Origin of the sequence: Peribacillus sp. NPDC097284 (genome assembly GCF_044761765.1) — a bacterium.
Lineage (GTDB): Bacteria > Bacillota > Bacilli > Bacillales > DSM-1321 > Peribacillus.
The window spans coordinates 1-18,582 of record NZ_JBIWCZ010000020.1 but is presented as its reverse complement, the minus strand read 5'-3'; the positions used below and the strand labels follow the sequence as shown (position 1 = coordinate 18,582).

The window sequence follows — 18,582 nt, the reverse complement described above, 5'->3', positions numbered from 1 at the left end:
GTATATTATTGGGATATAAATTGTTCCACAGGTTCTTTGTTTGTCTATATAGATAGGTGGGTGGGTATAGATCATGGAATACGATAAAAGCGTCATCAATCGGTTAAGACGAATTGAAGGTCAAATTAAAGGTGTGCTAGGCATGATGGAACAAGGTAAGGACTGTAGAGATATCGTCACTCAGTTATCAGCAGCTCGAAATGCCATTGATAGGACGATGGGAGTCATTGTTAGCGCAAATCTTGAACAATGTGTGAGGGAGAATGTCATGAAAGGCGAAGATACAGATAGCCTTGTCAAAGAAGCTGTTGAATTACTAATTAAAAGTAGATAATATTGTCCAATAAATAACACAATTATATAGACTGGCCAGCTCTCCAATTGGGTTGACTACTATTATTTTTTAGCTTATTATATACCCCTGGGTGTATAATGGAATAAAGGTAACTTTTAAAAAATACCCAATAGGGTAATTTAAATTCAGGGGGAAATACTAATGACAGAACAGAAAAAAACGACGATCATTTTATTTAGTGGAGACTACGATAAGGCAATGGCTGCTTACATTATTGCGAATGGAGCGGCGGCTTACGATCATGAAGTGACCATTTTCCATACATTCTGGGGGTTGAATGCATTACGAAAAGATGAGCCATTGACACTGAAAAAAGGCTTCCTTGAAAAGATGTTTGGCAAAATGATGCCGCGTGGTGCAGATAAAATGGGATTATCCAACATGAACTTTGCAGGCATGGGTCCTAAAATGATCAAGCATGTCATGAAAAAGCATAATGCCATGTCCCTCCCTAGTTTAATCGAAATGGCCCAAGAACAAGAAGTGAAACTAATCGCTTGTACAATGACCATGGATTTACTGGGCTTGCAGCAAGAGGAATTACTAGAAGGCATTGAATATGCGGGTGTGGCTGCTTATTTAGCTGACGCAGAAGATGGTAACGTCAACTTATTTATCTAAGGTAAGGGAGGAATCAAGCTATATTGGGTACACTATTAAATATCCTCATGATTGCTGTAATTGTCTGGTTCTTGTATGAACGATTTATTCCGGCAAAAGGGATTAAACAGATTACTACGATCGAATTAAGAACACAATTGAATAATAAAAGTAAGCAATATATTGATGTCCGGACGCCTAATGAGTTTAGGGGAAACCATATCAAGGGATTTAAAAACATTCCCTTATACGAACTGCAAAATAGAGTGAAAGAACTCTCTAAAGACCAAGAAGTTTTCGTAATCTGCCAAAGTGGTATGAGAAGCAGTAAGGCAAGTAAGTTATTGAAAAAAATGGGATTCAAAGAAATCACGAATGTTAAAGGCGGAATGAGTGCTTGGCACTAATAAAAGGAGGAAGTCTGCTATGAAGGAAATTTCAACACAGGAAGTCGAAACTCTTTTAAATCAAAAGGCACCAGTGAATATTATCGATGTACGTGAAGTGGATGAAGTGAAAACGGGGAAAATCCCGACTGCCATGCATATACCTTTAGGACTAATAGAATTCAAGATGCAAGATCTGGACAAGTCAAAAGAATATATCATGGTCTGCCGCTCTGGTGGAAGAAGTTCAAAGGCCGTAAAACTACTTGAGGATCATGGGTACCAAGTAATCAATATGACAGGCGGAATGCTTGCCTGGAACGGACCAACCGCGTAATTTTTTTGAATAGTTAAATACCCCATGCAGTATAAATCGAGGAGGAAGAAACATGATTAAAACAAATTCTGTTTTAGATGCAAGAGGATTAGCATGTCCGATGCCCATTGTCAAAACCAAAAAGGCTTTAAATGCCTTGGAGTCCGGTGAAGTATTGGAAGTCCAAGCAACGGATAAAGGTTCAACGGCCGACATGAAAGCTTGGGCAGAGAGTACAGGTCATCAATATTTAGGTACAGTCGAAGAAGGAACTGTTCTGAAACATTACCTTCGTAAGTCAAGCGGAGAAGAAAGTATGGAAAAGAGACACCCGAACGTTGTTTCGAATGAGGAGCTTCAACAAAAAATAGAGGCAAATCCAAATATTGTTGTGTTGGATGTAAGAGAATCGGCAGAATATGCTTTTGAACACATTCCAACGGCGAAATCCCTTCCCCTGGGTGATTTGGATGGCAGTCTAAGTGAACTGGATAAAGAATCCGAGATATACGTGATTTGCCGTACTGGGAGCAGGAGTGACCTAGCTGCACAAAAACTTACAGAATCAGGATTTAAGCAAGTAATCAATGTCATGCCTGGCATGAGCCAATGGAATGGTCCGACAGAAAAATCAGTGAATTAATAAAAAACTACTACTAATATGGAGGAATGAAGGATGACTAAAAAGGTAGCAATCATCGCTAGTAACGGTGGATTATTTGACGCATATAAAGTTTTTAATATTGCCACAGCAGCGGCAGCAACAGATCAAAAGGTTGCCATTTTCTTCACATTTGAAGGATTAAACTTAATCCACAAGGAAGGCAATAAACAACTTCCGATGCCAGAAGGCAAAGAACATTTTGCGGAAGGATTTGCAAAGGCCAATGTACCGGCCATTCCAGAATTACTTGCTATGGCCCAAGAATTAGGCGTTACATTTATCGGATGCCAAATGACAATGGATGTTATGGGACTAGTGAAAGAAGACTTCGTTGACGGAATTGAAGTCGGCGGCGCTGTAACCTTCTTGGAATTCGCTAAAGATGCGGATGTTACTTTAACATTTTAATAGCTAAAAAAAAGAAAAAAATTTGAAATGGAATATACTATAGGGGGTATATAGAATGCCATACAATGAAATGACAGCTAAAGAAGTGGCAAAGAAAGTAATCAATAAAGATGAGCTATTTATCTTTGACGTTCGTAATGAAAATGATTTTAACGATTGGAAAATTGAAGGAGCGGGTTTCGACTACTTTAATATGCCGTACTTCGAATTGCTAGATGGTGTGGAAGAAATCATGGATAAAATTCCTACCAATAAGGAAGTTCTGGTTGTATGTGCAAAAGAAGGCTCATCCGTTATGGTAGCAGAAATGCTATCTGATGCAGGGCTAACAGTTTCTTACTTAAAGGGCGGAATGAAAGCGTGGAGTGAACACTTAGAGCCATTGAAAATTGGCGATTTGAAGGATGGTGGGGAGATCTATCAATTTATCCGTCTTGGAAAAGGATGCTTGTCCTACATGGTCGTTTCCAATGGAGAAGCAGCCCTTATTGACTCCACTAGGATGATTGATACTTACCTTGATTTTGCAGAAAGCATCGGTGCAAAGATCACACAAGTATTTGATACACACTTACATGCTGACCATATTTCAGGTGGTAGACAAATCGCAAAAAGCACGAATGCAACGTATTGGTTGCCGCCAAAAGATGCAACGGAAGTGGTCTTTGAATATGAGCCTTTAGAGAATGGTAAAGTGGTCAAAATCGGTCATACAGATATTGAAATCCAAGCTCTATATTCTCCAGGACATACAATTGGTTCTACTTCATTTGTTGTCGATGAAAAATACCTTTTGACAGGGGACATTCTATTCATCGATTCGATTGGTAGACCGGATTTAGCTGGATTGGCTGAGGATTGGGTTGGCGACTTGAGAGAAACCCTTTATACACGTTACAAAGAACTATCAGACGAGTTGATTGTCCTTCCATCTCATTTCATGATCATTGAAGAATTGAACGAAGACGGCAGTGTCGCTAAGAAGTTAGGATCGTTGTTTGAAGAAAATCATGGCCTGAATATTGCAGACGAAGCAGAGTTCAGAAAGATGGTAACGGGAAACCTACCTCCACAACCGAATGCTTACCAAGAAATCCGTCAAACGAACATGGGGAAAATCACGCCTGATGAGGAAAAACAACGTGAAATGGAAATTGGACCGAATCGTTGTGCGGTACGATAAAACATCACAAAAAACTATGAATAGAGGAGATTTATCATGATGAAATCAGAAAAGATATTAGATGCTAAGGGCTTGGCTTGTCCAATGCCAATCGTAAGAACAAAGAAAGCGATGAATGAATTGGAATCCGGTCAAGTATTGGAAATACATGTAACAGATAAAGGCGCAAAAGCAGATTTAGCGGCTTGGTCAAAATCAGGCGGACATGAGCTAATTGAAATGGCAGAAGATAATGGCGTGTTGAAATTCTGGATTAGAAAAGGCTGATAAAGATAAGGGGACCAATTAGGTTCCCTTCTTCTAAAGGAGAGACTGACATGGACATTACTTTTATCATCACCATATTTTTAATTGGTTTCATTGGCTCCTATATTTCAGGAATGCTTGGCATAGGCGGGTCGATCATCAAGTACCCGATGCTTTTATACATCCCGCCGATCTTCGGTTTAGCGTCATTCAGTGCCCACGAAGTTTCAGGTATCAGCGCCGTACAAGTATTATTCGCCTCCATCGGGGGTGTATGGGCTTACCGTAAGGGTGGTTATTTAAACAAGCCGCTTATCCTCTACATGGGTATCAGTGTATTGATAGGAAGCGTAATTGGGAGTTTCGGTTCGCAATCGATGTCGGAAGACGGTATCAATATCGTCTATGGCCTGCTTGCTTTAATAGCGGCGGTGATGATGTTCATACCGAAAAAAGGTATCGATGATATCCCATTAGACCAGGTCAAATTTAATAAATGGTTAGCTGCAACACTTGCCCTGATCGTCGGTTTAGGTTCCGGGATTGTCGGGGCGGCCGGAGGCTTCTTACTTGTTCCGATTATGCTCGTTGTCTTGAAAATACCGACGAGGGTAACCATTGCCTCTTCACTAGCCATTACCTTCATTTCCTCCATTGGGGCAACCGTCGGCAAGATCTCTACAGGCCAAGTTGACTATTATCCGGCAATCATCATGGTAGTTGCAAGTATCATCGCAGCTCCACTTGGTGCAATGGCAGGGAAGAAAATGAACACAAAAATCCTTCAAGTCATATTGGCACTATTAATATTAGCAACAGCAGTAAAGATTTGGATGGGGATTTTGGTGTAGGGTTGGTAAAAGGAGATTAGACCTTTACCTTGACAGGGTAGAGGTCGCTGGTTCGAACCCAGTCGGAATCATCATTTCTGGAAGCCGCAAGTCCTTGTGTATCAAGGGTTTGCGGCTTTTTGTTTATTTTCTGACACCTTGATTTTTAGCTGTTTTTTTATGCGTTACACAGAAATTGGACAAACACTGCACAAAACATCCATTTACATCAATCGTGTCAAGGGTTCCAGCTTGTGTCGTATTTTCTTTTTTGTCCATTATGTCCAAAAGTTCTGGTCAAATCGTTCGGCCGTTTTTCGCTGCATCTCCTCATTTGTATGTGAATAAATATCGAGCGTGATACTGACTCGTGCATGCCCTAATCGCTCACATACAACCTTTGGGTTCTCACCGGAACGCATTAACATGGTTGCGTGTGTATGACGAAGATTATGAAAAGAAATATACGGAACGTCTGCTTTTTCCGTTAAGCTTTTATACATCCTCAGCAAATTCCTTGGTTCGACATACGTTCCTTTTTTCGAAGGAAAAACGAGATCCAAAGGATTATCGGTTTGGTGCTGTTTGTGTATGGTCAAAGCTTCTGTGAGGCTGGGAGAAAGAAATATTGCTCGTTCTGAATGAGCGGTTTTCACCTCTTTCGGTTTCAGCCCATGCGCTTTTGTTCGTGCTAAAGCTTCAGCAACATGAATCACACCTTTTTCTAAATCAACGTTATTCCAGCGCAAGGCAAGGATTTCACCTCTTCTCATGCCAGTGAACAGTGCAACTAGAAAAAGAGCGAGGCAGTTTTCTGCTTCACAAACCTTTAGGAATCCTTTTGCTTCATCCAATGTCCATACTTGCTTGTGTTTCTTATGAATGGATGGCGGAGCGGCATCTTTAGAAGGATTGCTTTGAATTAGACCCCATTTCAACGCTTTTTGCAATGCTTTTGATAACAAGTTATGGATCTTCTTTACATAAGCATTTGATCGTCCTTCATTTAACTTTTGAGCATACAATTGGTCAATCATATAGGGAGGTTAGTAGAATAAAGTAACCAACTTCTGAATATACAGTACAAAGATAATCCATCTGAATGGGAGAGTTGTACTTGAGAATACTTGTAACTGGTTCAACAGGAAAATTAGGGTCGGCTTTGTTAAAGCAATTAAAAGGTTTAGATTATCAAGTAAAAATAACTTCGAGAAGAAAACCAGAAGGAGTAGACTTTACATGGGTTTACAGCGATTTATTATCTGGCGAAGGTTTAGAAGAAGCGGTAAAAGATGTTGATGTAATTATTCACGCAGCAACTAGTCCGATAAAAAATTCTAAAAGCATTGAGGTTGATGGGTTTGAAAAACTTTTAAGCAAGTTGCATCATATAAAACTTTTTATTTATCCATCAATTGTAGGTATTGAGGAAATCCCCTTCAAATATTATAAACTTAAATACAAAGCAGAAGAATTATTAAAAAATAGTTCTGTACCTTATACAATTGCTCGTGCAACTCAGTTTCATAGCTTTGTTGAGAATTTATTCTTATCAAAACCTTTCTTTAAAAGATATATAGTCCCTGGAAAGATTAAATTTCAAAGCGTGGATGTTAATGAATTCGCTAGACATTTAATCGATTTAGTTAATAAAGGCCCACAAGGAAAATTAGATGATTTCTGTGGTCCAGAGATAATGACATTAAGAGAAATGGCGGAGTTGAAAATTAAGGTTAACAATGAAACCAATGATGTTTTAAGCATTCCTTTTTCAGGAAAACTATACAATTCTTTGACTGAAGGAAAAAATACAAATCCTATGCAAAAGAAAGGGATGATTACTTATGAGGAATATCTAAGGAATAAGCTGAATTAAATTTACTGAGTGAATTTATCAATAAGGTATCAAGTAAACAGCATATAAAGTGGTTTCATTTTTTTTTGAAAGGAATTGATGATATCGAACGATTTGATAATTACAGGAGGTTAAACAGTTGAAAGCAGCAATTTATAGTTCTTATGGTTCCCCTGAAGTAATGGAGAGTAGGTATGTTGAGAAACCGTTCATCAAAGATGAAGATAGGGTATTAATTAAAGTGGTCTCCGCCTCTGTAAATAAATATGAAACTCTATATCGAAAAGGTTATTTGCCAACAAGAATGGAGAATGGTCTTATAAAACAAAAACGCAAATTCTAGGAATAGACGTGCAGGTACCGTTGAAGTTGTGGAAAAAAATGTATAAAAGTTTAAAATTGGCGATCGTGTTTTGGAAGTTGCGTCGGTTCCCATGCTGAATATGTCTGCCCAAAAGAAAATGTTCTAACATTTATGCCAAATAATGCAACGATTGAAGAGGCAGCCGCAATACCATGCGCTGCACAGACCGCTCTACAAGCATTACGGGATGTAGGGAAGCTAAAAGCAGGCGATAAGGTTTTAATCTATGGTGCATCGGGTGGAGTGGGGCATTTTGCTGTTCAGCTTGCTGTGGATTTTGGCGCTGAAGTAACCGCAGTTTGTAGTACATCTTATATCCAGGAAGATTTCGCTCACAACGGAAAAAATACGATGTCATTCATTACACCAACCAAAACGGCTGTCTCCGAACCATTCACCACGGCCATATACCAATCTCCTGATAGTAACGGCTGATATAATAGTACAGCAATAACTGCACTTGCGGCGCAATAATATAAAATATACCGATAAAGAGGAATAAAAAAATATCGATTCCACTTTAATGGGAATCGGATCAATTTAATTAAACCCATCAGCACCAATGTGTTGCCACATACATTCTACAAATTGTGAGAAGTTCACTTGGTTAGAATTGGTTTAATAGTGAAATAAAATAAAAAGTAGAATGTTTAGAAGTTTTGGTATCGCATTTCTAATTTATTTATGGTGGAGCAAGGAACTCATTATAAAGTAATCACCACTTTACCTTGAGCGTGACCTTCTTGAAAATATTTGAATGCTTCCGTTATTTCACTTAACTTAAATCGTTTATCAATTATTGGTTTTACTTTTCCCATTTCAAGTAACTCTTTTATATCATTTAAGTCTTTTTGATTTGCTCTTTGTAACAGGCTACTTATTTTCTTGCTTCCAGTCAATGAAATAAAAGGTCCAAGAAATAATGTTTGATAAAGTTGAGACTCGGAACCTCCTACGTGAACAAATTTCCCATTTAGTTTTAGTACACGTTTATAAGCTGCAAGGGAATTAGAACCATTCACGCCTAGAACCAAATCATAACATTCCTTATCTTGTGCGAAATACTCTTCTGTATAATCAATGATATGATCTGCTCCTAGAGAACGCAATATTTCAACGTTTCGTGTACTACATACGCCCGTTACTTCAGCACCGAATGATTTAGCAATTTGTACCGCAAAAGTACCAACGCCTCCAGATGCGCCATAGATTAATACTTTATGCCCCGATTTAATTTCACCTTTATTACGTAGTCCTTGTAAGGCAGTCACGCCTGCCATAGGAGTAGCAGCAGCTTCCTCAAAGGAGATATTGGTTGGCTTTATGGCTAAAGCAAATTCGGGGGCCGTTACATATTCAGCAAAACCACCCCAGCCACAACCAGAGAGGTCACCAAATACTTCATCACCTACTTTAAATAGTTTAACTTTTTCCCCAACTGCTTCAACTGTACCAGCTATGTCACCTCCTGGAATTGAGTATTTTGGTTTTGTTAGTCCAAAGGCAAAACGGGCTAAGAAGGGTTTACCTTTCAAAAGAACTAAGTTGCCAAAGTTTAAAGATGCTGAATGAACCTTAACTAATACTTGATTCTTGGTAGGGAAAGGTTTTTTTACCTCCTTTAATTCAAGTACATCGGGCGAACCATATTTATCACAAACTATCGCCTTCATAAAAATCCCCTCCAAATGCTAATATATTTGATTAAATTTAATAATAACAAGGAGATAAAAACCGTTCATTGACTTAAGTTAATTTCTAGATACTTTATAAAATTTTTAGCTGGTATCACAAAGGTTAAGTGTGATATATGGTTCAATGATATTTGGTGAGTCAGTCTTCGGTGCTTAGTTGCTACTTTTAAGCAGGATAATTAAGGATGAAATCTATTTTATGATTTTTTTTAATTCGTTTTTTTATTCTACTTAACGACTCAGGAGTAATTCCAAGATAGCTAGCTAAATGATGTTGTGTACACGGTCAATTAACTCGGGGCGTTTCCTTAAAACAGATTCGTATCGTTCTTCTGGAGAAGAACCAATAAATTCACCGAATTGTTCTTGTATTTCACCAACGTTTATTTCCATCATTTTGCGTATCATTATTTCAAGTTGTGGGTATTTGTTAAACATCGTATTTTCAGAATCAACATCACCAACAACTAATATGCAATCTTCAACACACGCTAATGAATACTTAGATAAGTCATCTTGAGTCTTTTCGTTGATAATTGGAATAGATTGATCTTCAGTAAAAAAATTTGATGTTACTTCTTTACCTGATTCATCTATAAAAAACTTCCTAACACACCCCATTAATACGAAATAACATTTAATGGAGGAAAGTTCTCCTTGTCTAAGAAGATATTATCCTTTTTTATATCCATCAGATTGCCCGCTGTTCATCTTCGCTGATTAAAGTAAAGTCAGACATTTATTTTAAGAGTATATAAATCATATATTCTATCCCTCTCTAATTGAAGCAATTTAAATGTATCTTAATCATTTCAACACCTTTATTAGATAGAAACAATAGAAATAGCGTCTCTTTTACTATTCAACTAAAGGGATGCTTTAGTTAAGAAAGGATTTATAATAAAACATATAAAAATTAATCTAATAACATTCCAAAAGAAAAATTTAGGCATACTAAAAAGGGCCAGGTTCTACGATTGTAGGACCTAGCCAATTACTTAAATCCACAAGCATCAATGTGTTGCCACATACGGTATGTGGCAACATAGTATACACATAAAGTACTTTTTATGTTGTGAAAGTTTAAGGGTAAAATAATTCTGATTCTTATTTTGAATAGAATAATGTGATGTTCAACAATCGGGCGCAATTCCTAAAAAGGGGTTATGCTTTCTTCAGCTAAAGGGCCAGATTGTTGAATAACATTCTTTTGTGAAAGGTAACCAAATGACGCTATTTTAACTTAAAAGGCACTAAATGTTAGGATGATTAGATACTTTTGCAAGATATTTGCTTTGTTCACAATTTGTTACCCTTTAGTAAACTAAAGAATACTTAGTTTTAAATACGATATGACGATGAGGACCATCGAATAATAATTCTTGTTGTTTTTTCTGACTAATCATCAGTGTACTGCTTTCCACACTTATGACAAAAACGGCTTTTACAAGTAAAGTAAAAAATACGGGTTCGGAATTATATTCACAGCCAAGGCATTTTGCATAGCCTAAGTCTGTAACCATCGAAATGTTCTTTAAGTATTCGTTTAATGACCCCACTATTCCTTTTCATCACCCAACTCATACCTTTCAATTCAATTACGAACATTATACCGAACAGTTATCCACAAATCGATTATTTTCAAATTTCCTAAACAACAAAAAAGGGTGTTGATGAATTTTGATTCATCAACACCATAAATAATAGAATATAGATATTAAACAACTTTTACTTTCTGTTCGGCTTTTGACAACACTAGATAGCCTACCGCTGCGAATGCTGATAAGAAGGCTACAACTATATAAGACCAGAACCAACCAAATTGATCAGCTAAAATTGGCATTAACCAATTGGAACCCATGTTTCCAATTAAATACGCCGTAACACCCACAAAACCAATTGCCGTCCCAGCTACATTCAAAGGAACAAAGTCAATTGTTAGAATGTTAACAATTAATTGTGGTCCATAAATTAAGGCTCCTAAAATTCCACAAACTACTAAGAATAATGCGTAATTTGTAACACCACCGCTAACTAACCTCTCGTAGAAAAAGACAAACGCCACCATGGCAAACAAGCCAATTGATCCAATTTTAGCCATTTTATTTGGATATTTAACAGCTAACCATGCGAACACAAGTGACCCCGGGATCGCAATCCATTCAAGAACTGAAACAGCCAATTGTGCTCTTGTATTCGATAAGTTCCCCACTTCACTAAGATAAATTGGCATCCAATCTGCAATTCCAAAACGGAGAAAATATAAGGCCACGTTCACAGCAGATACTAGCAATAATAGTGGATTGGTAAAAACATATTTCCAAATTAATTGCCAATAGCTCAGTCCTACTTTTTCTTCTTCAGTTGCCACATTGGATTCCCCAGCGTCACCATACATCGTTCTTAAGGAATCGAGGCCTTCAAATTCAGGGCTATCTCCGCCATAACGCCAACATATATATGCAAAAAACAGCACCAAAACTCCTGGAACTAAAAATGCCATGAAAATATTTCCTGTTTCAGGAACGACTAGTCCCATACTGGTTAGGGCCACAATGATCAAAGGAAGTAAAGCTGACCCAGCATTTTGTGAGATATTCCAACCTGCAATGGCTGCTCCACGAGATTTGTTCGAGTAATAATTAGCAAGCATCATTTGAGAGGCAGGAGCTAAAGCACCTTGTACAACTCCACTCAATATTAGGAGAATGGCTAACACTGCAATCGATGAGTTGAAAAAGCCAATGAGAATTGCGATTAGGGCACTTGCTCCCAAACAAATCGAGAAAAGTTTTCTTATACTAACACGGTCTCCTAACGCCCCCATATAAAACTTAGCTAATCCATAAGAAATAGTTAAACAAGAAAGTAACAAAGCAATATCTGTTTTATCCCATCCATTTGTAGTCATGATACTATTTGACATTAACTTAAAATTATTCCGCACAAGATATGCACATACATACCCTAAAAATGCAATCAGAAAAATTATTTTCCGCCGAAAGAGATAGCGTGCAAATTTCTCGGTATTTTGTTTTTGGTTAACTAATTCCATTACTGAAACCACTCCAATACAGTATATTATAAGTTCTAAAGTCTTGATTCTATTAGCATATTTTATTAAGCTGCTTGAAATATCTTCTATTGGCATCCCTCCTGTTATAATGGAAGCGCTTAAAAAAAGGTAGGTAACACAAGTGTTTTACATAATAGTATTATCTTACTTTTTAACCCTTTAAACTATCAGCAGATTTCCTATTACCTGTCAGAAAATATCCTACACTGTGCGACTAATACTATTAAAATTGTGACAATGTGAAACTATGATTGTGATATAATAGTAAATACTAATTTAGGAATAAAACTCTAATTTGCGAATTGTTGTTGAGGAATTCGACCTAGAAAGGGATACTATGGGAAAATTATTCAAGGTTATTCCGGTTTTATTAATAATCACCTTATTAATAGGTTGTGGGTCAAACCTATCAACCTATAAAATTGATTTTTCAGAATATGAAAAGCAACCTACAGATAGTAAAGAGGATAAACAAGATCCAATCCGGTTAGCCATTTCGAGTGTGCTTTCTCCAACAGATACGATTATTTACTATCGAAAAATCGCAAATTATATCGGTAAAAAACTTAACCGACCAGCCATTTTAATCCAACGCAGAAGTTATAATGAAATAAACAACCTAATGATCAATGGGGGAGCTGATATAGCCCTGCTTCCAACAGGAGCTTATATCACGTATAGAGAAAACGGAGGATTTGAAGGAATTGCAACGCAAGAAAGATTTGGGAGCCCTTATTATTATGGTTACATTGTTGCAAGTGTTGAAAGCGGTTTCTCGACAATTAATGATTTGGAAGGCAAAGATGTTGCATTTTATGATCCTTCAAGTTATTCTGGATATCTTTTTGTGGAAGAAGAGTTGGAAAATTTGGGGGAAGACATCAAAAGCTTTTTTGGGAGACATGTATACACATATAGCCATGAACGATCCCTTAGTGCCGTTTTAAATAATACCGTAGATGCTGCAGCTGTCAATTCCCTAGTTTTTGAAACGATGGAACGTGAAAACCCTAAAGAAGTCAAAACATTAAAAATTATCGGAAAATCGATGCCATTAGGTACTGGACCTGTTGTTATCAGAAGTAATTTAGCTAAGGAAGAAAAGGAAATGATTAAAGCGAGTTTTCTTACTATGCACGAACAGGATTCTATGAAGATAGCACTTCAAGGTTTATATATTGATCGCTTTATCCCATTCGACTCGGAATATTATGAGGTTCTTTATGAAATGGATAAATAACTTGAAAATAAACCAAAAGATACTTGGGGCTATCATGTTCTCCTCACTTTTTCTAGCTAGCATTTTTGGATGGATCATATGGGATTCACTTACAAATATGATGACGGAGGATCTCGCGAAACGTGGTGTCAATATCGCAAAAAATGTTGCAGAAACAAGCTCAGACTACATTCTATTTGACGATCAATATGCGGTGGATAATCTTATTAAAGAAACAAAAAAGGTAGATGAAGAAATTCGCTATATCTTAGTTTTTGATAGTCGTCGCATGCTTTATGCCCATACATTTCCGAATCCTGAGATTCTGCCAAAAGGAATATTAAAGGCACATACGCCTAGAGGGATTACCCAACAAGAGTATACAACTTTATCCTCAGACGAAGGTAATATCCACGATGTCATTGTTCCTATCGAAGAAGGAGAAGTAGGGTATGTTCGAGTGGGGATGTCAGAGGAAAAATCGTTGGAATATATATATTCTAGAATCGTTAAATTACTGATTGCCACATTGTTAGTATCAATTGGTGCCATGGGAATGGCTTATTTTGCTACCCGTATGATAACTAAACCAATCAATACTTTAGTAGATGTAGCTTTAGGCATATCGGCAGGTAACTTTTCCTTAAGAGCAAAAGGAACCAATAACGATGAGATTGGAAAACTGGCACAAGCTTTTAATGAAATGACTGATCATCTTATTAATTCTAATAATGAAGTGGACTATTTACTTAAGGAACTTCAACAAAAGGATTTATTGCGTGATAAGTTGATATCGAAGTTATTATCTGTTCAAGAGGATGAGAGAAAAAGAATTTCACGTGAACTTCATGATGAGACAAGTCAAGCTCTCACCTCATTAATGGTAACCATGCGAATTATGGCTAATGAGGCGAAAGATGGTGAACAACGTGAGTTACTTTATACAAGCAGAGATATAGCTGCAGGAATTTTAAAACAGATAAGGGATCTAGCCGTCGAATTACGGCCACCGATTCTTGATAAGATGGGGCTTGTTTCAGCGATAAAAAAATATGCGAGAAATTTTGAGGGAAAATACAAAACCCAAGTTCATTTATTTGTTCCTGATGATGACGTTACAATAGCTGAACATGTTACGTTGGCTCTATACCGAATTGTTCAAGAAAGCATGAGTAATGTGGTGAAACATACCAATGCTACTGAAATTATGATTGGCTTGGATATTAATAAACGATGGATCAATTTGACAATAAATGATAATGGTCAGGGAATTCATGAAGCAGATTTTGAAAAAGCTAAGCAACAAAATAGGATTGGTATACATGGAATGAAGGAAAGAGCAGAGTTGCAGGGTGGTACATTTTTTATCAGGACGAACAAGATGGGAGGGACAGAAATTTCCGTTTCTCTACCATTAAATTAGAAAGAAGTTGGTAAAGTTGAAACAGAGTTTCAAAAGGAAAATTAGTATTATGCTAGTTGATGATCATGCCATTCTTATATCAGGGTTAAAACTTTTATTGCAAAAACGGACTTCTTATCAAATTGTGGGAGTAGCTGATGATGGGTATAAGGCTCTTGAGCTTTATGATAAATTAGAGCCGGATATTTTGATCCTCGATATTTCTTTGCCCGGTATGGACGGACTACAGGTACTAAATAATATAAGGGCACGATATGAACATGCAAAAGTGATTGTTTTAACAATGTACGAAGATGAGGAATATGTATCATTAATTATGGGAGCGGGTGCATCGGGTTACGTCCCGAAAGTAGCTGTAGATGAAGAATTGTATTCTGCTATTGATACAGTTATGGATGGCTATATATACTTGCGGCCAAAGGAAATGACGTCAATGATAAAAAATAAGCAGAGTGAAGAAAAGATTCACAAGATGTATTCTACAATAAGCCCCCGCGAGAAAGAAGTACTACAGCTGATTGTTAAGGGACATTCATTAACTGAAATTGCAGGTGAACTACGGATAAGTATAAAAACAGTAGACACACATAAAACAAGAATCTTCAATAAACTAAACATTACTAAAAAAAGCGAACTGGTTGAATTCGTTTTTAAACATAATTTGATTGATATATAGAGGCAGCTGAATGTCGGTGCCTGTTTTTCGGTACGCTAATGTTTATATATCGAGGGATAGAAACCATACCTCCAACGATTACTAGAACTTGTTTCTCTGGGTAACGCAATTTTGCTGCTAGGGCAGATGGTATCAAATCCACTATAAAAAACTCCTAACACATCACTTTAATATGAAACAACATATAATGGAAGTGGTATCTCCCTGCCTAAGAAGAGATTTTCTTTTGTTATATTTATCAATTGTATACTTTCAGGGATTGCCTGCTCATCTTCACTGATTAAAGTAAAATCAGACATATATTTCATGAGTATTTCTTTCCCCTTTTCTGATTGAGGCAATTTAATTACTTTTTTCATTTTTTTATTTATTTCCCTTTTTAAATTAAACAATCGAAATAGCACCTTAAAATTATCAGGCGCGATTCAGGAATAAGTACCTCTTTTCCCATTCAACTAACGGATCCCTTAGGAAGAAGGGATTTATAAAGCATACGGAAATTTCCCTTTAACATTCAAATATAAAAAATTTAAAATACTAAAAAGCTAGGTTCTACTTTAGTAGGACTTAGCCAATCAATTAAACCTATCAGCACAATATGTTGCCACATACAGTCGACACACTGTGAAGCGGTGGAGTGGTTGGAGTTTGCATAATAAAAATTGAAAACCAAATATATATGTTGTACAAGAAAAGTTTGGTTTACAAGTCATAGGTGAAGAAACTCAATTACCAAATCATTTTGAGGAATGATTTGGTTCGGGAACAAAGCCTATTTTGAATGGGATAAACAAGAATTGCTAACTATCCAATCCATGAATCAAACTTTTTGATACTTATTTAACGCAGTTGAACTTCAGTGAATATACTCAATAAGATTGGCAGGGAAGGGGTCGGGGTTCGAATCCCTCATAGGTCATCACTTTCCAAAGGCTAGAATACTTGATAAATCAAGGGTTCTAACCTTTTTTGTTGTTGTCGTACTAACTGCATTTTAATCGGCTAGAGTGAATTGCTAACATAGTTATTTTTCTTAGCTGAATTTAATAACCGGAAATAATCAATACAGAATTTTGATAAATCAACTTTCGAGACTTAATGTAATTAGTTGTTCTAGATTATTTTGTTCCATGAAATTGAAAGGAAAAAGGTGTAGGTTAACTCCCGCCCTCTCCAAATAAAACACAATTATAGAGGGATTTTATGAAATAAGTGAGCAAGAACAGGCTATGTTGTATCATCTTATAAAAAAATATGTTGATAGTAAATTTGACGTTCTTAAAGTTGCAATTAAAGGTGTAGATAATAAAGAAATTATTAACTCTTTTCTAAATAATAATTTTTAAGCTATCAAGACGCAATCTCTCTCTATATAGACGGGTTATGGAACGAATTTCTCTAGACCTTCTAATATAGAGAAATTTAAAAAAACTTTTAGTTTAAAGGTGACTCTACTACATCTCTTTTATATAAAATGTCCACCATCCACACTCACTACATGTGGAGTGCTGTGCGTTGATAATTTCTTTAATCCTCCAATTCTACACTTTTAGACATTCATTTTTGGACATTCTTCGATTAGCATTTTTATCTCTGAAGTATTAACTTTAATCCAAATTATGCACCATTTCACATTCAGTAACCATCGACTCCTCTAACTATTCTATAGCATGCCAATATCCCGGAGTATAAAATGTCAGGCTCTACATGGACTTGATTATTAAAGGTATCGACAAGTTTTTTTTATATCAAAAATATCTCTACAAAACAGGTCAAAACCTATGAACAACTGACAAATACTTTGAAAGGTATCCATTAAATACGTCGATTCCTACCTATTAAACAAATTGAATGTAGGGTTTTGTCAAATAAAACATTTTTATAAATCCGAAAACCAACAAAATTTTCACTAAGTAATGCTTATGATTAACACTAAGGTTTAAAGGAATCTATTAAATATTTTTTAAAGAGATCATCATATCTATGCACCTGGAAAATCTGAATTTACAAATATAACCAAATGGTAAATTTCATGCAGGTGTTGTCCGATTTATGACTATACGGTTTATGGCTTTGGAGGGGGGATAAACTAGGTAAGGCATTAAGCTGTGACAGGAGGCGAGGCGATTAAGGAGCGTGTTTCTAACCAATGTTGAAGCCTCCAGCTAAATAGTAATGATTTAAAAGCGTCTGGAACGGTATTTGCGGATATTATCTCGCGTGAAATACCTACAAGGCAGTAAATTCAGCCGAACCGGGCTCCACGGTATAAACATAACGATTTAACACCTAGCAATTACCTAACCGGACTGGCGTAACAGTATGATAGGCGGTAAGTACAATGAAAAATCAGAATCTACGGATAAGGTTGTCAAACAAATGCTTGGTTTCAAAGTGATGTTGGATCATCAAAAAAATACGAATATGCAATGATTGAGGTCTGGCAGTAGGTTAGATTACACATGTCAGGATATGCCTTCTGTGCCGGGGGAGGCACGGCGTAGGGGGGGAAACGTGAAAGTGACAATTTATGAAGAGAAAGCCGGTTAGTGTACAACCCGATCATGTTAAAAAGGGGAGATCGTTACTTATAAAACAAGTGACGGAATCCTGATTACCCATCGGAATGTTAAGGGACTGGGACGCAATACATAACAAAGGGCAATCACAACAATGTACCGGATGCCCCTATATATCATTGGGCATCTATATTGGGGGTACAATTCCTTATACTGGTTATATCAGTCACTTTATCAATTCAAGTGAGACTAGCGCTTTACTGCTTATTCTACTGGGGGTGTTGTTATTCTTAATGCAGGTTTTACCATTTGGTAGACCTTAAGGGGAATTGAAAGTAAAGAAGATAGCGAAGGAACAATATCAATTAGATTCGGTTATAAAACTACAACTTGATAGTCGTTTAAAAATAACATCCCTAAAAAAGGGGAAAAAGCTTAAGGAGGAGTAAATATGGAATTGAAAAAGAAGTTAGGTATGGGAATTATGGCGGGAATAATGGGGGTATCTTTAATTGGGGGGGGAACTTTCGCGTACTTTAGTGACAGTGCAGATGCGAGCGGTACGTTTGCGGCGGGGACACTCGATTTATCTGTGCAACCCACAAAGATTATTGATATCAGCAACATCGCTCCTGGAGACTCGATGACGCGTGTTTTTGAACTGCATAATGATGGGACACTAGATATCAAAGACGTGACGTTGGGTACCCAGTATTCCGTGGTTGATACCAAAGGGGATAACACGGAGGATTTTGGCAAGTATATTGA

The 18,582-nt window shown here is 36.8% G+C and carries 20 protein-coding genes, 1 tRNA gene and 2 pseudogenes; 17 read left to right on the top strand and 6 right to left on the bottom strand.

The window, feature by feature from the left end:
• Positions 1 to 73: 73 nt before the first annotated feature.
• The 10 genes from ACIQXU_RS19935 (at position 74) to ACIQXU_RS19890 (ending at position 5,080) form a co-directional block, all read left to right on the top strand.
• The gene (locus ACIQXU_RS19935) at positions 74 to 334 is read left to right on the top strand and encodes a metal-sensitive transcriptional regulator (RefSeq protein WP_402875404.1); all 261 of its coding nucleotides are present in this window, start codon (positions 74 to 76) and stop codon (positions 332 to 334) included.
• A gap of 162 nt (positions 335 to 496) precedes the next feature.
• Positions 497 to 976 carry a DsrE/DsrF/DrsH-like family protein gene (locus ACIQXU_RS19930; protein ID WP_402991923.1) on the top strand — a complete coding sequence of 160 codons (480 nt, stop codon included), beginning with the start codon at positions 497 to 499 and terminating at the stop codon, positions 974 to 976.
• A gap of 20 nt (positions 977 to 996) precedes the next feature.
• Complete coding sequence (locus ACIQXU_RS19925) at positions 997 to 1,362, top strand: rhodanese-like domain-containing protein (RefSeq protein ID WP_402991965.1); 366 nt, start codon at positions 997 to 999, stop codon at positions 1,360 to 1,362.
• Positions 1,363 to 1,381: 19 nt separating this feature from the next.
• Positions 1,382 to 1,678 (top strand): rhodanese-like domain-containing protein, encoded by a 297-nt coding sequence (locus tag ACIQXU_RS19920; RefSeq protein WP_402991920.1) that lies wholly within the window; start codon positions 1,382 to 1,384, stop codon positions 1,676 to 1,678.
• A 52-nt stretch (positions 1,679 to 1,730) separates the two neighbouring features.
• Positions 1,731 to 2,300 carry a sulfurtransferase TusA family protein gene (locus ACIQXU_RS19915; RefSeq protein ID WP_402991917.1) on the top strand — a complete coding sequence of 190 codons (570 nt, stop codon included), beginning with the start codon at positions 1,731 to 1,733 and terminating at the stop codon, positions 2,298 to 2,300.
• A gap of 33 nt (positions 2,301 to 2,333) precedes the next feature.
• On the top strand, positions 2,334 to 2,729 hold the full coding sequence (locus ACIQXU_RS19910) for a DsrE/DsrF/DrsH-like family protein (RefSeq protein WP_402991914.1): 396 nt from the start codon (positions 2,334 to 2,336) through the stop codon (positions 2,727 to 2,729).
• Positions 2,730 to 2,784: 55 nt separating this feature from the next.
• A complete protein-coding gene (locus ACIQXU_RS19905) occupies positions 2,785 to 3,912 on the top strand; it encodes an MBL fold metallo-hydrolase (protein ID WP_402991911.1) in 1,128 nt (375 codons plus the stop codon).
• 39 nt (positions 3,913 to 3,951) lie between these two features.
• On the top strand, positions 3,952 to 4,179 hold the full coding sequence (locus tag ACIQXU_RS19900) for a sulfurtransferase TusA family protein (RefSeq protein WP_402956509.1): 228 nt from the start codon (positions 3,952 to 3,954) through the stop codon (positions 4,177 to 4,179).
• A gap of 50 nt (positions 4,180 to 4,229) precedes the next feature.
• The gene (locus ACIQXU_RS19895; RefSeq protein ID WP_402991906.1) at positions 4,230 to 5,009 is read left to right on the top strand and encodes a sulfite exporter TauE/SafE family protein; all 780 of its coding nucleotides are present in this window, start codon (positions 4,230 to 4,232) and stop codon (positions 5,007 to 5,009) included.
• Positions 5,003 to 5,080, top strand: a tRNA-Val gene (locus ACIQXU_RS19890). Before ACIQXU_RS19895 ends, ACIQXU_RS19890 begins: the two co-directional genes overlap by 7 nt.
• 186 nt (positions 5,081 to 5,266) lie before the next feature.
• On the opposite strand, the gene ACIQXU_RS19885 is transcribed toward ACIQXU_RS19890, so the two are convergent.
• Positions 5,267 to 5,953 carry a tyrosine-type recombinase/integrase gene (locus tag ACIQXU_RS19885; protein WP_402956444.1) on the bottom strand — a complete coding sequence of 229 codons (687 nt, stop codon included), beginning with the start codon at positions 5,951 to 5,953 and terminating at the stop codon, positions 5,267 to 5,269.
• Between the two features lie 152 nt (positions 5,954 to 6,105).
• Between ACIQXU_RS19885 and ACIQXU_RS19880 the strand changes: the two genes are divergently transcribed.
• The 3 genes from ACIQXU_RS19880 (at position 6,106) to ACIQXU_RS19870 (ending at position 7,642) form a co-directional block, all read left to right on the top strand.
• Positions 6,106 to 6,864: an SDR family oxidoreductase gene (locus tag ACIQXU_RS19880; RefSeq protein ID WP_402991901.1), complete on the top strand. Its 759-nt coding sequence runs from the start codon at positions 6,106 to 6,108 to the stop codon at positions 6,862 to 6,864.
• Positions 6,865 to 6,982: 118 nt separating this feature from the next.
• Positions 6,983 to 7,186, top strand: a complete 204-nt coding sequence (locus ACIQXU_RS19875; protein WP_402991899.1) for a hypothetical protein — start codon at positions 6,983 to 6,985, stop codon at positions 7,184 to 7,186.
• 132 nt (positions 7,187 to 7,318) lie between these two features.
• Positions 7,319 to 7,642: an MDR/zinc-dependent alcohol dehydrogenase-like family protein gene (locus ACIQXU_RS19870; protein WP_402991896.1), complete on the top strand. Its 324-nt coding sequence runs from the start codon at positions 7,319 to 7,321 to the stop codon at positions 7,640 to 7,642.
• A 269-nt stretch (positions 7,643 to 7,911) separates the two neighbouring features.
• Here the strand turns inward: ACIQXU_RS19870 and ACIQXU_RS19865 are convergent, their stop codons facing one another.
• The 4 genes and pseudogenes from ACIQXU_RS19865 to ACIQXU_RS19855 form a co-directional block, all read right to left on the bottom strand.
• Entirely contained in the window at positions 7,912 to 8,880 is a 969-nt protein-coding gene (locus tag ACIQXU_RS19865) for an NAD(P)-dependent alcohol dehydrogenase (protein WP_402991893.1), read from the bottom strand.
• Positions 8,881 to 9,067: 187 nt separating this feature from the next.
• Positions 9,068 to 9,600: pseudogene (locus ACIQXU_RS19860) on the bottom strand (Crp/Fnr family transcriptional regulator); the annotation flags it as partial.
• Between the two features lie 644 nt (positions 9,601 to 10,244).
• Positions 10,245 to 10,473, bottom strand: a pseudogene (locus ACIQXU_RS20970) (transposase zinc-binding domain-containing protein); the annotation flags it as partial.
• A gap of 145 nt (positions 10,474 to 10,618) precedes the next feature.
• The gene (locus tag ACIQXU_RS19855) at positions 10,619 to 12,052 is read right to left on the bottom strand and encodes an MFS transporter (RefSeq protein ID WP_402991890.1); all 1,434 of its coding nucleotides are present in this window, start codon (positions 12,050 to 12,052) and stop codon (positions 10,619 to 10,621) included.
• Positions 12,053 to 12,314: 262 nt separating this feature from the next.
• On the opposite strand from ACIQXU_RS19855, the gene ACIQXU_RS19850 reads away from it, so the two are divergent.
• Genes ACIQXU_RS19850 through ACIQXU_RS19840 form a run of 3 tightly spaced genes read left to right on the top strand, consistent with a single transcriptional unit; the run spans position 12,315 to position 15,295 of the window.
• Positions 12,315 to 13,217, top strand: coding sequence for a substrate-binding domain-containing protein (locus ACIQXU_RS19850; RefSeq protein WP_402991887.1), 903 nt, complete (start codon positions 12,315 to 12,317; stop codon positions 13,215 to 13,217).
• Positions 13,201 to 14,619 (top strand): HAMP domain-containing sensor histidine kinase, encoded by a 1,419-nt coding sequence (locus ACIQXU_RS19845; RefSeq protein ID WP_402991884.1) that lies wholly within the window; start codon positions 13,201 to 13,203, stop codon positions 14,617 to 14,619. The genes ACIQXU_RS19850 and ACIQXU_RS19845 overlap by 17 nt, the downstream gene beginning before the upstream one ends.
• Before the next feature lie 49 nt (positions 14,620 to 14,668).
• The gene (locus ACIQXU_RS19840; RefSeq protein ID WP_402991881.1) at positions 14,669 to 15,295 is read left to right on the top strand and encodes a response regulator; all 627 of its coding nucleotides are present in this window, start codon (positions 14,669 to 14,671) and stop codon (positions 15,293 to 15,295) included.
• A 167-nt stretch (positions 15,296 to 15,462) separates the two neighbouring features.
• Here the strand turns inward: ACIQXU_RS19840 and ACIQXU_RS19835 are convergent, their stop codons facing one another.
• Positions 15,463 to 15,687 (bottom strand): hypothetical protein, encoded by a 225-nt coding sequence (locus ACIQXU_RS19835; RefSeq protein WP_402991878.1) that lies wholly within the window; start codon positions 15,685 to 15,687, stop codon positions 15,463 to 15,465.
• A 2,578-nt stretch (positions 15,688 to 18,265) separates the two neighbouring features.
• On the opposite strand from ACIQXU_RS19835, the gene ACIQXU_RS19830 reads away from it, so the two are divergent.
• On the top strand, positions 18,266 to 18,582 hold a 317-nt coding region (locus ACIQXU_RS19830; RefSeq protein WP_402991875.1), incomplete at its 3' end, for a TasA family protein.

Excerpts from the sequence above, each read along its gene's own strand:
- ACIQXU_RS19865 (WP_402991893.1), bottom strand. The coding sequence starts at position 8,880 with ATGAAGGCGATAGTTTGTGATAAATATGGTTCGCCCGATGTACTTGAA.
- ACIQXU_RS19850 (WP_402991887.1), top strand. The coding sequence starts at position 12,315 with ATGGGAAAATTATTCAAGGTTATTCCGGTTTTATTAATAATCACCTTA.
- ACIQXU_RS19920 (WP_402991920.1), top strand. The coding sequence starts at position 1,382 with ATGAAGGAAATTTCAACACAGGAAGTCGAAACTCTTTTAAATCAAAAG.
- ACIQXU_RS19910 (WP_402991914.1), top strand. The coding sequence starts at position 2,334 with ATGACTAAAAAGGTAGCAATCATCGCTAGTAACGGTGGATTATTTGAC.
- ACIQXU_RS19845 (WP_402991884.1), top strand. The coding sequence starts at position 13,201 with ATGAAATGGATAAATAACTTGAAAATAAACCAAAAGATACTTGGGGCT.
- ACIQXU_RS19895 (WP_402991906.1), top strand. The coding sequence starts at position 4,230 with ATGGACATTACTTTTATCATCACCATATTTTTAATTGGTTTCATTGGC.
- ACIQXU_RS19855 (WP_402991890.1), bottom strand. The coding sequence starts at position 12,052 with ATGCCAATAGAAGATATTTCAAGCAGCTTAATAAAATATGCTAATAGA.
- ACIQXU_RS19900 (WP_402956509.1), top strand. The coding sequence starts at position 3,952 with ATGAAATCAGAAAAGATATTAGATGCTAAGGGCTTGGCTTGTCCAATG.
- ACIQXU_RS19915 (WP_402991917.1), top strand. The coding sequence starts at position 1,731 with ATGATTAAAACAAATTCTGTTTTAGATGCAAGAGGATTAGCATGTCCG.
- ACIQXU_RS19870 (WP_402991896.1), top strand. The coding sequence starts at position 7,319 with ATGCCAAATAATGCAACGATTGAAGAGGCAGCCGCAATACCATGCGCT.
- ACIQXU_RS19935 (WP_402875404.1), top strand. The coding sequence starts at position 74 with ATGGAATACGATAAAAGCGTCATCAATCGGTTAAGACGAATTGAAGGT.
- ACIQXU_RS19840 (WP_402991881.1), top strand. The coding sequence starts at position 14,669 with ATGCTAGTTGATGATCATGCCATTCTTATATCAGGGTTAAAACTTTTA.
- ACIQXU_RS19905 (WP_402991911.1), top strand. The coding sequence starts at position 2,785 with ATGCCATACAATGAAATGACAGCTAAAGAAGTGGCAAAGAAAGTAATC.
- ACIQXU_RS19930 (WP_402991923.1), top strand. The coding sequence starts at position 497 with ATGACAGAACAGAAAAAAACGACGATCATTTTATTTAGTGGAGACTAC.